Origin of the sequence: Kosakonia sp. LAM2021 (genome assembly GCF_016620385.1) — a bacterium.
Lineage (GTDB): Bacteria > Pseudomonadota > Gammaproteobacteria > Enterobacterales > Enterobacteriaceae > Kosakonia > Kosakonia sacchari.
This window is the reverse complement of the sequence record NZ_JAENHT010000011.1, coordinates 15,881-29,189: the sequence shown is the minus strand read 5'-3', so window position 1 is coordinate 29,189 and position 13,309 is coordinate 15,881. Positions and strand designations below refer to the sequence as shown.

Genomic DNA, 13,309 nt, shown 5'->3' with positions numbered 1-13,309 from the left:
GGAGCTAACCATGACCATGCCAACCCCTCAATGCCCGTGGCGTATGCAGGTTCACCATATCCAGCAGGAAACGCCGGATGTCTGGACATTGTCGCTGTTGTGCCACGATTACTACCCCTATCGCGCCGGGCAATATGCGCTGGTGAGTATCCGCAACAGCGCGGACACGCTGCGGGCCTACACCATTTCGTCCACGCCGGGCGTTAGCGAATACATCACGCTGACCGTACGCCGTATTGATGATGGCGCAGGTTCTCAGTGGCTGACACGGGAAGTAAAACGCGGTGATTATCTATGGCTTTCCGATGCGCAGGGAGAATTCACCTGCGATAACGAACCGAACGATAAATTGTTGCTGCTGGCGGCAGGGTGCGGCGTGACGCCGATTATGTCAATGCGTCGCTGGCTGGCACATTACCGTCCGCATGCTGACGTACAGGTGATCTTTAACGTGCGTTCGCCGGAAGACGTGATTTTTGCCGACGAATGGCGGGATTACCCGGTCACGCTGGTGGCGGAAAATAACGCCACGGCGGGATTTGCCTCTGGCCGTCTGAGCCGCGAGTTGCTGAGCCAGGTCCCGGAACTGGCGGCGCGCACGGTAATGACCTGCGGTCCGGCACCGTATATGGATTGGGTTGAAAGCGAAGTCAAAGCGCTTGGCGTGACGCGTTTCTTTAAAGAGAAATTCTTTACGCCAGTGGCTGAAGCCGCGACCAGCGGGCTGAAATTCAGCAAACTCTCGCCGATGAAAACCTTCTACGCGCCAGTGGGCAGCACGCTACTGGATGCGCTGGAAAGCAATAAAATGCCGGTCAATGCTGCCTGCCGTGCCGGTGTCTGCGGTTGCTGTAAAACGCAGGTAGTTTCCGGTGAATATACCGTCAGCAGCACCATGACGCTGACGGAACAAGAGATTGCCGACGGCTTCGTGCTGGCCTGCTCCTGCCACCCGCAAGGTGATTTAGTACTGGCATAATCCGCAATAAAAAAGCGCCCCTCATCCGAAGGGCGCTTTTTTTTAAACCCTTTACTTCCAGGCAGGTGCGACGGAGTAACGACCCGCACCAATAAACGCAATCACCAGCGCCGCAATAAAGTAATACACCATGCTCTCAATCGCCCATGCGCCAGTCGCATCCAGCGATCCGGTTTTACCCACGCCGACCAGCAGCCAGGCCACAATCATGGTGAATGCCAGCACCAGCGCAGAAGGACGCGTCAGTACGCCGAGGATAATCAGGATCGGGCACAGCACTTCACCAATCAGCACGCCATAAGCGATAAAACCGGGAAGCCCCTTCGCCGCCAGCATTCCTGCAATCCCATCAATACCGCCGATTAATTTGTGCAGCCCGTGGAATAACATCAGCCCGCCGACCATCAAACGCAGCAGCAGACGGCCAAAATCTTCATGCGAAAACATCTTATTAACTGAGTTTAACAATGATTTAACCATTTGAAATGATTCCTGTTTTCATCTACCTGTGTCAGACTATTCCGATCTGTAACAAAAATAAACCCCTGTTTTATAAAAGCTCATTCTAAATCCGCTTTGTGACGCATTCATTGTCTAAGCTTGTAGGCAAGATCACAAAAAGGAGCGTCATAGATGAAACAGACAGTGGCCGCGTATATCGCCAAAACGCTGGAGCAGGCAGGCGTAAAACGCATTTGGGGAGTCACCGGCGATTCCCTTAACGGCTTAAGTGACAGCCTGAACCGCATGGGTACCATCGACTGGATGCCGACCCGTCATGAAGAAGTCGCCGCTTTTGCCGCAGGCGCAGAAGCGCAACTCACCGGCGAGCTGGCTGTCTGCGCAGGTTCGTGCGGGCCAGGAAACCTGCATTTGATTAACGGCTTGTTCGACTGCCACCGCAACCATGTTCCGGTACTGGCAATTGCCGCACATATCCCTTCCAGCGAGATCGGCAGCGGTTATTTCCAGGAAACCCATCCGCAGGAGCTGTTTCGCGAATGCAGCCACTACTGCGAGCTGGTGTCAAACCCGGAACAGATCCCGCAGGTGCTGGCGATCGCCATGCGCAAAGCCATTCTCAACAAAGGTGTGTCAGTGGTGGTACTGCCGGGTGATGTCGCGCTGAAACCTGCACCGGAAAGCGCCAGCAGCCATTGGTATAGCGCACCGCAGCCGGTTGTTACCCCCACAGAGCAGGAGTTGCACAAACTGGCGCAACTCCTGCGTTATTCCAATAACATTGCGCTGATGTGCGGTAGCGGCTGTGCCGGAGCGCATAAAGAGTTACTGGCGTTTGCCGGTAAGCTAAAGGCTCCGATTGTTCACGCCATGCGCGGTAAAGAGCATGTGGAATACGACAACCCCTTTGACGTGGGAATGACGGGCTTAATTGGCTTCTCATCGGGTTTCCATACCATGATGAATGCCGACACGCTGGTGCTGCTCGGCACCCAATTCCCTTACCGCGCGTTCTACCCCACCGATGCGAAAATTATTCAGATCGACATTAATCCGGGGAGTATCGGCGCACACAGCAAAGTAGACATGGCGCTGGTGGGCGATATCAAAGCCACGCTTGCCGCTCTGTTACCGTTGCTGGAGGAAAAAACCGAGCGCAAATTCCTCGACAAAGCGCTGGAGGATTATCGCCAGGCGCGCAAAGGGCTGGATGATCTGGCAAAACCGAGCGACAAAGCGATCCATCCACAATATCTGGCGCAGCAAATTAGCCACTTCGCTGACGACGATGCCATTTTCACCTGCGATGTCGGCACGCCGACCGTCTGGGCGGCACGTTACCTGAAAATGAATGGCAAACGCCGCCTGATTGGTTCTTTTAACCACGGTTCGATGGCAAATGCCATGCCGCAAGCGCTGGGCGCTCAGGCCACATTCCCGCAACGGCAAGTGGTTGCGCTGTGTGGCGACGGTGGTTTTAGCATGCTGATGGGCGATTTCCTGTCGGTGGTGCAGATGAAACTGCCGCTGAAAATTATCGTTTTTAATAACAGCGTGCTCGGTTTTGTGGCGATGGAGATGAAAGCGGGCGGCTACCTGACGGATGGCACGGAACTGCAGGATACCAACTTTGCGCGTATCGCCGAGGCCTGCGGTATTACCGGTATTCGCGTGGAGAAATCGGCCGATGTTGACGATGCCCTACAGCGCGCCTTCTCGATCGATGGCCCGGTGCTGGTGGATGTTACCGTGGCGAAAGAAGAGCTGGCGATCCCGCCGCAAATCAAGCTGGAACAGGCCAAAGGCTTTAGCCTCTATATGATGCGCGCCATCATCAGCGGGCGCGGCGATGAGGTGATCGAACTGGCGAAAACCAACTGGCTCAGGTAAAACAGAGGACATTACCCATCGTAAGAGAAGGAAATGCCGTGATCGATTTACGCAGTGATACCGTAACCCGCCCGAGCCGCGCCATGCTGGAACAGATGATGGCCGCCCCGGTCGGGGACGACGTTTACGGTGATGACCCGACGGTCAATGAACTGCAACGTTACGCCGCCGAACTCAGCGGTAAAGAGGCGGCGTTGTTTTTGCCGACCGGCACCCAGGCCAATCTGGTCGCCCTGCTCAGCCACTGCGAACGCGGTGAAGAGTACATTGTCGGCCAGGGTGCGCATAACTATCTCTACGAAGCGGGCGGCGCGGCGGTGCTTGGCAGCATCCAGCCGCAACCGATCGATGCCGCCGCTGATGGTACGCTGCCGCTGGACAAAGTCGCGGCGAAAATCAAAGCCGACGACATTCACTTCGCTCGTACCAAACTGCTGAGCCTCGAAAACACCCACAACGGCAAAGTGTTGCCGCGCGACTACCTGCGACAGGCGTGGGAATTTACCCGCGAACGCGGATTGTCGCTGCATGTCGACGGTGCGCGCATCTTCAACGCGCTGGTGGAATATGGCTGCGAGCTGAAAGAGATCGCCCGATTTTGCGACTCGTTCACCATTTGCCTGTCGAAAGGTCTCGGCACACCGGTGGGCTCCCTGCTGGTGGGCGATAAAGTGTATATCACCCGCGCTAATCGCTGGCGCAAAATGACCGGCGGCGGCATGCGCCAGGCCGGGATCCTGGCGGCGGCGGGCCTTTATGCATTACAAAACAATGTCGCGCGGCTGAAAGAAGACCATGCGAATGCCGCGTGGCTGGCCGCGCAACTGAAAGAGATTGGCGCAGATGTGATGCGCCACGACACCAATATGCTGTTTATTCGGGTGGGCGATAACGCGCCAGCGTTGGGCGCGTATCTGCGCGAGCGCGGCGTGTTGATCAACGCCTCGCCAGTGGTGCGCCTGGTCACGCATCTGGATGTTAATCGTCAGCAACTGGAAGAAGTGGTTTGCCACTGGCAGACCTTTTTACAGCACTAAGGAGCGGAACGTGGCGCAGCGGATCCTGGTGCTTGGTGCCAGCGGCTATATTGGACAACGGCTGGTCGAAGCGCTCAGCCAGCAAGGTCATCAGATCAAAGCGGTCGCGAGAAACTTAACTCGCCTGCAAAAGCAGCAACTGCCGGGCGTAAGCTGCCATCGCGTTGATCTCTGGTGGCCGCAGGAGTTGCCCGCGTTACTGCACGATATCGATACGCTCTACTATCTGGTGCACAGCATGGGCGAAAACGGCAATTTCGTCGCTCACGAGCGGCAAATCGCGCTGAATGTGCGCGATGCGCTGCAGGGCTCGTCGGTTAAGCAGGTTATCTTTCTCAGTTCGTTACAGGCGAAGGGCGAAACGAATTCCGACCACCTGCTGGCCCGGCAATACACCGGCGATCTGCTGCGCGCGGCGGGCATTCCCGTTACCGAATTACGCGCTGGCATCATCGTTGGTGCGGGTTCCGCCGCCTTCGAAGTCATGCGCGACATGGTGTTTAACCTGCCGGTGTTAACGCCGCCGCGCTGGGTGCGCTCGCGCACCACGCCGATTGCGCTGGAAAATTTACTGCATTATCTGGTCGAGCTGCTTCAGCACCCCGTGCAGGAACACCGGGTGTTTGAGGCCGCCGGGCCGGAAGTGCTGAGCTATCAGCAGCAGTTCGCTCACTTTATGCGCGTAAGCGGCGTTCATCGCCCGCTGATCCCGATCCCCCTCCCCACCCGGCTGATTTCCGTCTGGTTTTTACACCTCATCACCTCGGTGCCGCCGACTATCGCCAAAGCGTTAATTCAGGGCTTAAAGCATGATCTGCTGGCAGATGATACCGAATTGCGCGGCCTGATCCCGCAGACGCTGATCCCGTTTGACGACGCGGTGCGCCGCACCCTGCAGGAGGAGGAAAAACTGGTCAACTCCAGCGACTGGGGTTACGACCCGCAGGCGTTTTCCCGCTGGCGCCCGCAATATGGTTACTACCCAAAACAAGCGGGTTACACAGTGAAAACCACTGCCAGCCTGAGCGCATTGTGGGAAGTGGTTAACCGCATCGGCGGCAAAGAACGTTACTTCTTCGGCAACATTCTGTGGCAAACCCGCGCGGCGCTGGATCATTTAATCGGCCACAAATTGCCGCGTGGTCGACCTGCGCGCCCGTTTTTGCAAACCGGTGACGCGGTAGACAGCTGGAAAGTGATCATCGTCGAGCCCGAGCAGCAACTGGCGCTGCTGTTTGGTATGAAAGCACCGGGGCTTGGGCGGCTCAGCTTTACGCTGACCGATAAAGGCGATCACCGGCTGCTGGATGTCCGCGCGTGGTGGCATCCGCACGGTATGCCAGGGCTGTGGTACTGGTTATTGATGTTTCCGGCGCATCTGTTTATTTTTCGCGGCATGGCGCAGCGTATTGCCCATCTTGCAGAACAAAATAGAGAAAAAGTCTGAGCTTCACCGCTTTTCTTTTCGTCATCCCATTGCATCAGAGCGTAATTCACGGAAGAATGCCCGCGATAAAGCCTTTTCAACACAATGGATCGATATGAAAGTACTGGTCACGGGCGCAACCAGCGGTTTAGGCCGAAACGCGGTCGAGTATTTGCGGCAAAAAGGAATTAGCGTCAGGGCCACTGGTCGTAACGAAGCCATGGGCAAGTTACTCAGTAAAATGGGCGCTGAATTTGTACACGCCGATCTGACCGAGCTGGTCTCCTCTCAGGCAAAAGTGATGCTTGCCGGGATCGACACGCTGTGGCACTGCTCAAGCTTCACGTCACCGTGGGGAACACAGGAAGCGTTTGATCTGGCAAATGTGCGCGCGACTCGCCGTCTCGGTGAGTGGGCCGTCGCCTGGGGCGTGCGAAATTTCATTCATATCTCCTCCCCTTCGCTCTATTTTGACTATCACCACCATCGCGATATCAGTGAAGACTTTCGTCCGGCGCGCTTCGCCAACGAATTTGCCCGCAGCAAAGCGGCCGGGGAACAGGTGATCGATCTGCTGGCGCAGGCGAACCCCAACACCCGTTTCACTATTCTGCGCCCGCAAAGCCTGTTTGGTCCGCACGATAAAGTCTTTATTCCGCGTCTGGCGCAGATGATGCACCACTACCGCAGCGTGTTGCTGCCGCGCGGCGGCGATGCGCTGGTGGATATGACCTATTATGAAAACGCGGTGCAGGCGATGTGGCTCGCCAGCCAGCCTCAGTGCGATAAGCTGCCTTCCGGGCGGGCGTACAACATTACTAACGGCGAGCCGCGCTCGCTGCGCAGCATCGTGCAGACATTAATTGATGAACTGGGTATTCACTGCCGGATTCGCTCGGTGCCCTACACGATGCTGGATATGGTAGCGCGCAGCATGGAACATTTCGGTGATAAACGCGCCAAAGAGCCTGCGTTTACCCATTATGGCGTGTCGAAGCTCAATTTTGATTTCACGCTGGATATCAGCCGCGCCCAGCAGGAACTGGGCTATACGCCGGTTGTGACGCTGGATGAAGGCATCAAACGCACGGCGTACTGGTTAAAAGACCACGGCAAACTGCACCGCTGAATGATTTAAAACGGGCCGGATTTGACGTCAGAAATTTTCTGCCCGCTTTTATCGATATAGAACCACTCCCCGCCGACCAGCGCGGTATGCTCGCCATCCTTTTGCGGTTTGCAGCCGTTACACACCAGCGCTCTGCCCTCTTTAAACTGCCAGCCATAGTCAAATTGCGGTGCGATGCGGTTACGGAAATTGTCGTCCCAGTAGCCTACCTTGCCGTTCTGGCGCGAGCGCACCAGCCCTTCAACAAACCAGTCCGGGCCATTATCAAAGTGCACAACGGAAAGGTAGCTGTCTGGCGAACGCACATAGTAATCGGCATCCATCAACCCGGCTGCGCGCATATAGTCATATAGACCGACCCACGACATCCCCTCGACGTCGCGGGTTTTCGCAAACAACGCGGGCAAGAATCTGAGCTTACCCTCTTTTACTTCAACGCATTTATCGAGTTTTTCCACGTTATCCGTGGACTTATCCCAGTAAGCACAGCTGAACACCGTCACCGGGTTTGGCGCGGCATGGGCAGAAAAAGCCACCATCAGCAGCGCGCCTGATATGATGCGAAACTTCATCTCCATTGACCTCGTCATAAAAAAGCCGTGGGAATTATCCCGCCTGGCCATATTTTTCCAGTAATGCCTCGGCAATCGCCAGGCTTTCAGCGTCAGCAATGCCGTTCCACAGCCCCGGACGGAAATGCATTTGAAACGCCATAATTACCCGTTTTTGCTCTGCAGCCGACATCTGCGGTTTCACGTCGTAACCGTACCGCGCCAGTAAATCAAGCAAAGAAGCCGTATCTACTGGCTCATGGGCAGAACGACCATTTAAGTAAAACGCCACACGCTGCGCATCCGGCCAGGCGCCAATCCCCTGGGAAAACAACGTTTGCCACGGGAACAACGGGCCAGGATCGTCTTTACGCTGCGGCGCGATATCCGCATGTGCGACGATATTTTGCGGCGCAATGTTGTAGCGCGAGACTATATCTTTTACCAGAGGAATCAATGCATTAATTTGCGCGGGCGCAAAAGGTGCGAATTGTTTTCCGCCAGAAGTACGTTGCCAGCCGCGATTTTCCAGTTCAATGCCAATAGAGGTGTCGTTGATGCGTGTCGCGCCGCGCCAGAAACTTGCCCCTGCGTGCCACGCTAACTCCTGCTCTGGCACCAGTTGCCAGATCCGCGGTTTACCGTGATGCAGCGGTGGCTCCGCCGGGATCAGGTAATGGGCGCTCACCTGCTTATCCGTAAGCGTTGCCAGCGACACATCAAAATCATCGGCGGTGTAGTGAATAACCAGCACTTTAATACGCGGATACGCCGCCTGCGCCTGTCGACGGGTATCAAGCTGATAACCGTCTTTATCAATGATGCCTTTTTCACTGACGCAACCTGCGAGCAGCAGCGCCAGCAGCAGTAACGCGATGTTTTTCATGCCCGCGTTTTCACCGCCGTACCGCTGACGCACACCATCAGCATACTGCCGTCCTTGCCCACCGTTTCGTAATCAACATCAATGCCCACCACCGCGTTTGCACCCAGCGCTTTAGCCTGCTCGCCGAGTTCGCGAAATGCGATATCACGCGCCTTGCGTAGCTCTTTCTCATAAGCGCCGGAGCGGCCGCCAACGATATCGCGGATGCCAGCAAAGAAGTCACGAAAAATATTCGCCCCGAGAATCGCTTCCCCGGTCACGACCCCGCAGTACTCGACAATCGGTTGCCCTTCCAGCGTCGGTGTGGTTGAAAACTGCATCGGTTTCTCCTTTTAACGTTCAATGCGTTACACCACACATTATCAGATCAATACACTATTCTTGAAAGGTCGTGACTTCTGAAGAGAAATAAGGAAATCAATATGCGCTATTCAGTTTTGACTCTCGCCTTGCCATGCGCGCTGCTGTTAAGCGCCTGTACCGTGGTAACGCCGGCATTTAAGGATACGGGCGCGCGCGTTGGCTCGTGTGTGGAAGGCGGCCCGGATTCCGTAGCACAGCAATTTTATGACTACCGCATCGCGCACCCCGGTAACGACTGGACTACGCTGCGCCCCTATCTGAGCGATGATCTGAGCAAAATGCTCACCGCTGCCAGCCGTGATTCACGCAATGCCACGCTTTTAAAAGCGGATCCGTTCTCCAGCCGCAACGTCCCCCCTGAAAGGGCTGACGTCGCAAGTGCATCGACCATTCCGAATACCGATGCACGGAATATTCCGCTGCGCGTCACGCTCACCAAAGGTGACCAAAGCTGGCGGGATGAAGTGCTGATGATCCGCGAAGGCCAGTGCTGGGCGGTAGACGATGTGCGCTATCTCGGCGGCACCGTTCATGCGCCCGCCGGAACGCTACGTCAGTCGGTAGAACATCGGTAATTATTTCATGCTGCAATAGATAACCCCCGTAAAATGTCTGGCATTCCACGGTGAATGCCGACATTTATGCCTGGTTCCCGCACCGCTCGGTATTTTGTGCTAACTTTATGTAGGAAGTTGGTTTATTTTTAAGTTTTAACGCACAAATATTGCATAACTATTCTGTCAACGTTACTATTTGCGGCCTCAATTGCTATCAGACTGCTTCGATGAGTATTAAATTAAACAGCATCAATTGCTTTTACGGCGCACACCAGGCGCTGTTCGATATCACACTGGATTGCCCGCAAGGGGAAACACTGGTGCTGCTCGGCCCAAGCGGCGCGGGTAAAAGTTCGCTGTTGCGCGTACTCAACCTGCTCGAAATGCCGCGTTCCGGCCAGTTAAGCATTGCAGGCAATCAGTTCGACTTTGCCAAAACCCCGTCTGATAAAGCGATCCGTGAATTGCGCCAGAACGTGGGCATGGTATTTCAGCAATATAATCTCTGGCCACATCTGACCGTGCTGCAAAACCTGATTGAAGCGCCGTGCCGCGTGCTCGGTTTAAGCAAAGATCAGGCGCTGGCGCGCGCCGAGAAGCTGCTGGAGCGTTTACGCCTTAAACCGTATAGCGACCGTTTTCCGCTGCATTTATCCGGTGGTCAGCAACAACGTGTTGCTATCGCCCGCGCGCTGATGATGGAGCCGCAGGTGCTGTTGTTTGATGAACCTACCGCCGCGCTCGATCCGGAAATCACCGCGCAAATCGTCAGTATCATTCGTGAGCTGTCTGAAACCGGCATCACGCAAGTTATCGTGACCCACGAAGTTGAAGTGGCGCGTAAAACCGCCAGCCGCGTGGTGTACATGGAAAATGGTCACATTGTTGAGCAAGGGGATGCGGGCTGCTTTGCCGCGCCGCAGACCGACGCGTTTAAATATTACCTATCTCACTGAAGAATCGGGATTAATGACAATGAAAAAAGTACTGATTGCCGCGCTACTTGCAAGCGTAAGCCTTACCGCTACCGCAGCCCAGACTATCCGTTTCGCCACCGAAGCGAGCTACCCTCCGTTTGAATCCACCGACGCGAATAATAAAATCGTCGGTTTCGATGTCGATCTGGCTAACGCATTGTGTAAAGAGATCGACGCGACCTGCACCTTTACCAACCAGGCGTTTGACAGCCTGATCCCGAGCCTGAAATTCCGCCGTTTCGACGCGGTGATGGCCGGTATGGATATCACCCCGGAACGTGAAAAACAGGTTCTGTTCACCACGCCTTATTACGACAACTCCGCGCTGTTTGTCGGCCAGCAGGGTAAATTCACCAGCATTGACCAGTTGAAAGGCAAACGTGTTGGCGTGCAGAACGGCACCACGCACCAGAAATTCATTAACGACAAACACCCGGAAATCACCACCGTTCCTTACGACAGCTACCAGAACGCGCGTCTGGATCTGCAAAACGGCCGTATTGATGCCGTGTTTGGTGACACCGCGGTGGTCACAGAGTGGCTGAAAGCGGACGCGAAACTGGCCGCAGTTGGCGATAAAGTAACCGACAAAGAGTACTTTGGTACCGGTCTGGGCATCGCGGTACGTCAGGGCAACACCGATCTGCAGCAGAAATTCAATGCCGCGCTGGAAAAAGTGAAGAAAGATGGGACTTACCAGACCATCTATAACAAATGGTTCCAGAAGTAATCCTTAATGAACGAAATGTTTCCATTAGCAAGCGCCGCCGGGATGACCGTCGGCCTTGCCGTTTGTGCGCTGATCATCGGCCTGATTCTGGCGATGATCTTTGCCGTTTGGGAGTCCGTTAAGTGGCGCCCTATTGCCTGGATTGGCACCGCGCTGGTCACCGTACTGCGTGGCTTGCCGGAGATCCTGGTGGTTCTGTTTATCTATTTCGGCTCGTCACAGCTGCTGCTGACGCTCTCTGATGGTTTCACCATCAATCTGGGCGTGGTGCAGATCCCGATGCAGATGCAGATTGAGAACTTTGATGTCAGCCCGTTTCTGTGCGGTGTGATTGCGCTCTCCCTGTTGTATGCGGCTTACGCCTCGCAAACCTTGCGCGGTGCGTTGAAAGCCGTACCGGACGGACAGCGGGAATCCGGCCAGGCGCTGGGTTTGTCAAAAGGGGCTATCTTTTTCCGCCTGGTGATGCCGCAAATGTGGCGTCACGCACTGCCGGGGCTGGGTAACCAGTGGCTGGTACTGCTGAAAGATACCGCGCTGGTGTCGCTGATTAGCGTGAACGATTTGATGCTGCAAACCAAAAGCATTGCTACCCGCACGCAAGAGCCGTTTACCTGGTATATCGTGGCGGCGGTGATTTACCTGGTCATCACGCTATTAAGCCAGTGGATCCTCAAACGTATTGATCTGCGCGCAACCCGCTTTGAACGGAGGCCGGAATAATGCTCGAGTTTTTACCAGAGCTGTTCAAAGGCCTGCACACCAGCCTGACGCTCACGGTGGCGTCGCTGATTGTGGCGCTGATCTTATCGCTGCTGTTCACCATTGTGTTAACGCTGAAAACGCCGGTGCTGACGCACATTGTGCGCGGCTATATCACGCTGTTCACCGGTACGCCGCTGCTGGTGCAGATCTTCCTGATTTACTACGGCCCGGGGCAGTTCCCGTCGCTGCAAAACTATCCGGTTATCTGGCATCTGCTCTCTGAGCCATGGCTGTGCGCGCTGCTGGCGCTGTCGCTGAACAGCGCTGCGTACACCACGCAGCTATTCTATGGCGCGATTCGCGCCATTCCGGACGGGCAGTGGCAGTCCTGCGGCGCGCTCGGCATGAGCAAGAAAGACACGCTGGCGATTTTGCTGCCTTATGCATTTAAACGCGCGCTGTCGTCCTACTCCAACGAAGTGGTGCTGGTGTTTAAAAGTACCTCGCTGGCCTACACCATTACGCTGATGGAGGTGATGGGCCACGGTCAGCTTCTGTACGGGCGCACTTATGACGTCACCGTTTTCGGTGCCGCGGGGCTAATTTATCTGGTGGTCAACGGTCTGTTAACGCTGATGATGCGTCTGATTGAGCGTAAAGCGCTGGCTTTCGAACGCCGCAATTAATTGCATAAATAGTAAACAAAGGCGAGCTAATGGTTTCATTACTCGCCTTTTTCATTCCCTTGAAAATATATTTAAGCATTTTTATTGAATATAAATTCATTTAATGGCATGGTTAGCGTCACGCTTTAGACACGGCAACAACAATAAGATTGACCGACAGGAGTTCGATAATGAAAAAACTGATACTCGCCGCCCTTCTCGCTTCGTTCGCCGCTGGCGCCTCTGCAGCAGATAAAATTAATTTCGGCGTTTCCGCCACTTACCCACCGTTTGAATCAATGGATGCGAGCAACAAAATCGTCGGCTTTGATATCGATCTGGCAAACGCGCTGTGCAAACAGATGCAGGCCGAATGTACGTTTACCAATCACGCATTCGACAGCCTGATCCCGTCGCTGAAATTCAAAAAATATGACGCGGTGATTTCCGGTATGGACATCACCCCGGAACGTAGCAAACAGGTCGCTTTCACCGACCCGTACTACGCTAACTCCGCGCTGGTGATCGCCAAAAAAGATGCCTTTAAATCTTTTGATGATCTGAAAGGCAAACGTATCGGCATGGAAAACGGCACTACGCACCAGAAATACCTGCAGGATAAGCACCCGGAAGTGAAAACCGTGGCTTATGACAGCTACCAGAACGCGATTATCGACCTGAAAAATGGCCGTATCGATGGCGTGTTCGGTGACACCGCCGTGGTCAACGAGTGGCTGAAAACCAACCCGCAGCTGGGCGTAGCGACACCGAAAGTGACCGACCCGCAATACTTCGGCACGGGTCTTGGCATTGCGGTGCGCCCGGATAACAAAGCGCTGCTGGAAAAACTGAACGCCGCGCTGAAAGCGATTAAAGCTGATGGCACTTATCAGAAAATCAGCGATCAGTGGTTCCCGCAGTAATTATCTTTCAGGCCGGGTAGCTCCCGGCC

15 protein-coding genes are annotated in these 13,309 nt (G+C 54.9%); 11 read left to right on the top strand and 4 right to left on the bottom strand.

Features of this window, described 5'->3' with window-relative positions:
* The first annotated feature begins 10 nt into the window (after positions 1–10).
* Positions 11–979: an NADH oxidoreductase gene (hcr, locus tag JKP81_RS19880; RefSeq protein ID WP_200553079.1), complete on the top strand. Its 969-nt coding sequence runs from the start codon at positions 11–13 to the stop codon at positions 977–979.
* A gap of 51 nt (positions 980–1,030) precedes the next feature.
* Here hcr and JKP81_RS19875 read toward each other — a convergent pair whose 3' ends face one another.
* Positions 1,031–1,459 (bottom strand): DoxX family protein, encoded by a 429-nt coding sequence (locus tag JKP81_RS19875; protein ID WP_017456154.1) that lies wholly within the window; start codon positions 1,457–1,459, stop codon positions 1,031–1,033.
* A 153-nt stretch (positions 1,460–1,612) separates the two neighbouring features.
* On the opposite strand from JKP81_RS19875, the gene poxB reads away from it, so the two are divergent.
* From poxB to JKP81_RS19855, 4 genes are all read left to right on the top strand, one after another.
* A complete protein-coding gene (poxB, locus tag JKP81_RS19870) occupies positions 1,613–3,331 on the top strand; it encodes a ubiquinone-dependent pyruvate dehydrogenase (RefSeq protein WP_200553078.1) in 1,719 nt (572 codons plus the stop codon).
* A 38-nt stretch (positions 3,332–3,369) separates the two neighbouring features.
* Positions 3,370–4,368, top strand: coding sequence for a low-specificity L-threonine aldolase (ltaE, locus tag JKP81_RS19865; protein ID WP_200553077.1), 999 nt, complete (start codon positions 3,370–3,372; stop codon positions 4,366–4,368).
* Between the two features lie 10 nt (positions 4,369–4,378).
* Positions 4,379–5,815: an SDR family oxidoreductase gene (locus tag JKP81_RS19860; RefSeq protein ID WP_200553076.1), complete on the top strand. Its 1,437-nt coding sequence runs from the start codon at positions 4,379–4,381 to the stop codon at positions 5,813–5,815.
* A 94-nt stretch (positions 5,816–5,909) separates the two neighbouring features.
* Positions 5,910–6,923, top strand: coding sequence for an NAD(P)-dependent oxidoreductase (locus JKP81_RS19855; protein WP_200553075.1), 1,014 nt, complete (start codon positions 5,910–5,912; stop codon positions 6,921–6,923).
* A 5-nt stretch (positions 6,924–6,928) separates the two neighbouring features.
* Here the strand turns inward: JKP81_RS19855 and JKP81_RS19850 are convergent, their stop codons facing one another.
* The 3 genes from JKP81_RS19850 to JKP81_RS19840 are packed head-to-tail and all read right to left on the bottom strand — an operon-like array spanning position 6,929 to position 8,680.
* Positions 6,929–7,495 (bottom strand): WG repeat-containing protein, encoded by a 567-nt coding sequence (locus tag JKP81_RS19850; RefSeq protein WP_234455732.1) that lies wholly within the window; start codon positions 7,493–7,495, stop codon positions 6,929–6,931.
* Between the two features lie 34 nt (positions 7,496–7,529).
* On the bottom strand, positions 7,530–8,360 hold the full coding sequence (locus JKP81_RS19845; RefSeq protein WP_200553074.1) for an N-acetylmuramoyl-L-alanine amidase: 831 nt from the start codon (positions 8,358–8,360) through the stop codon (positions 7,530–7,532).
* The gene (locus JKP81_RS19840; protein ID WP_065368906.1) at positions 8,357–8,680 is read right to left on the bottom strand and encodes a heavy metal-binding domain-containing protein; all 324 of its coding nucleotides are present in this window, start codon (positions 8,678–8,680) and stop codon (positions 8,357–8,359) included. Before JKP81_RS19840 ends, JKP81_RS19845 begins: the two co-directional genes overlap by 4 nt.
* A 102-nt stretch (positions 8,681–8,782) precedes the next feature.
* Here JKP81_RS19840 and JKP81_RS19835 point away from each other — a divergent pair, with 102 nt between their 5' ends.
* From JKP81_RS19835 to artJ, 6 genes are all read left to right on the top strand, one after another.
* Entirely contained in the window at positions 8,783–9,298 is a 516-nt protein-coding gene (locus JKP81_RS19835) for a lipoprotein (protein ID WP_200553073.1), read from the top strand.
* 209 nt (positions 9,299–9,507) lie between these two features.
* Positions 9,508–10,236 carry an arginine ABC transporter ATP-binding protein ArtP gene (gene artP, locus JKP81_RS19830; RefSeq protein WP_200553072.1) on the top strand — a complete coding sequence of 243 codons (729 nt, stop codon included), beginning with the start codon at positions 9,508–9,510 and terminating at the stop codon, positions 10,234–10,236.
* 19 nt (positions 10,237–10,255) lie between these two features.
* Positions 10,256–10,987 carry an arginine ABC transporter substrate-binding protein ArtI gene (artI, locus tag JKP81_RS19825; RefSeq protein ID WP_017456144.1) on the top strand — a complete coding sequence of 244 codons (732 nt, stop codon included), beginning with the start codon at positions 10,256–10,258 and terminating at the stop codon, positions 10,985–10,987.
* Positions 10,988–10,993: 6 nt separating this feature from the next.
* Positions 10,994–11,710 carry an arginine ABC transporter permease ArtQ gene (artQ, locus tag JKP81_RS19820; protein ID WP_200553071.1) on the top strand — a complete coding sequence of 239 codons (717 nt, stop codon included), beginning with the start codon at positions 10,994–10,996 and terminating at the stop codon, positions 11,708–11,710.
* Entirely contained in the window at positions 11,710–12,378 is a 669-nt protein-coding gene (gene artM / locus JKP81_RS19815) for an arginine ABC transporter permease ArtM (RefSeq protein WP_017456142.1), read from the top strand. The genes artQ and artM overlap by 1 nt, the downstream gene beginning before the upstream one ends.
* 170 nt (positions 12,379–12,548) lie before the next feature.
* The gene (artJ, locus tag JKP81_RS19810; RefSeq protein ID WP_200553070.1) at positions 12,549–13,280 is read left to right on the top strand and encodes an arginine ABC transporter substrate-binding protein ArtJ; all 732 of its coding nucleotides are present in this window, start codon (positions 12,549–12,551) and stop codon (positions 13,278–13,280) included.
* Positions 13,281–13,309 lie beyond the last annotated feature (29 nt).

Coding starts and splice junctions, on each gene's coding strand:
- artP (WP_200553072.1), top strand. CDS start 9,508: ATGAGTATTAAATTAAACAGCATCAATTGCTTTTACGGCGCACACCAG.
- artI (WP_017456144.1), top strand. CDS start 10,256: ATGAAAAAAGTACTGATTGCCGCGCTACTTGCAAGCGTAAGCCTTACC.
- artJ (WP_200553070.1), top strand. CDS start 12,549: ATGAAAAAACTGATACTCGCCGCCCTTCTCGCTTCGTTCGCCGCTGGC.
- JKP81_RS19845 (WP_200553074.1), bottom strand. CDS start 8,360: ATGAAAAACATCGCGTTACTGCTGCTGGCGCTGCTGCTCGCAGGTTGC.
- artM (WP_017456142.1), top strand. CDS start 11,710: ATGCTCGAGTTTTTACCAGAGCTGTTCAAAGGCCTGCACACCAGCCTG.
- poxB (WP_200553078.1), top strand. CDS start 1,613: ATGAAACAGACAGTGGCCGCGTATATCGCCAAAACGCTGGAGCAGGCA.
- JKP81_RS19855 (WP_200553075.1), top strand. CDS start 5,910: ATGAAAGTACTGGTCACGGGCGCAACCAGCGGTTTAGGCCGAAACGCG.
- JKP81_RS19875 (WP_017456154.1), bottom strand. CDS start 1,459: ATGGTTAAATCATTGTTAAACTCAGTTAATAAGATGTTTTCGCATGAA.
- JKP81_RS19850 (WP_234455732.1), bottom strand. CDS start 7,495: ATGAAGTTTCGCATCATATCAGGCGCGCTGCTGATGGTGGCTTTTTCT.
- JKP81_RS19835 (WP_200553073.1), top strand. CDS start 8,783: ATGCGCTATTCAGTTTTGACTCTCGCCTTGCCATGCGCGCTGCTGTTA.
- artQ (WP_200553071.1), top strand. CDS start 10,994: ATGAACGAAATGTTTCCATTAGCAAGCGCCGCCGGGATGACCGTCGGC.
- JKP81_RS19840 (WP_065368906.1), bottom strand. CDS start 8,680: ATGCAGTTTTCAACCACACCGACGCTGGAAGGGCAACCGATTGTCGAG.
- hcr (WP_200553079.1), top strand. CDS start 11: ATGACCATGCCAACCCCTCAATGCCCGTGGCGTATGCAGGTTCACCAT.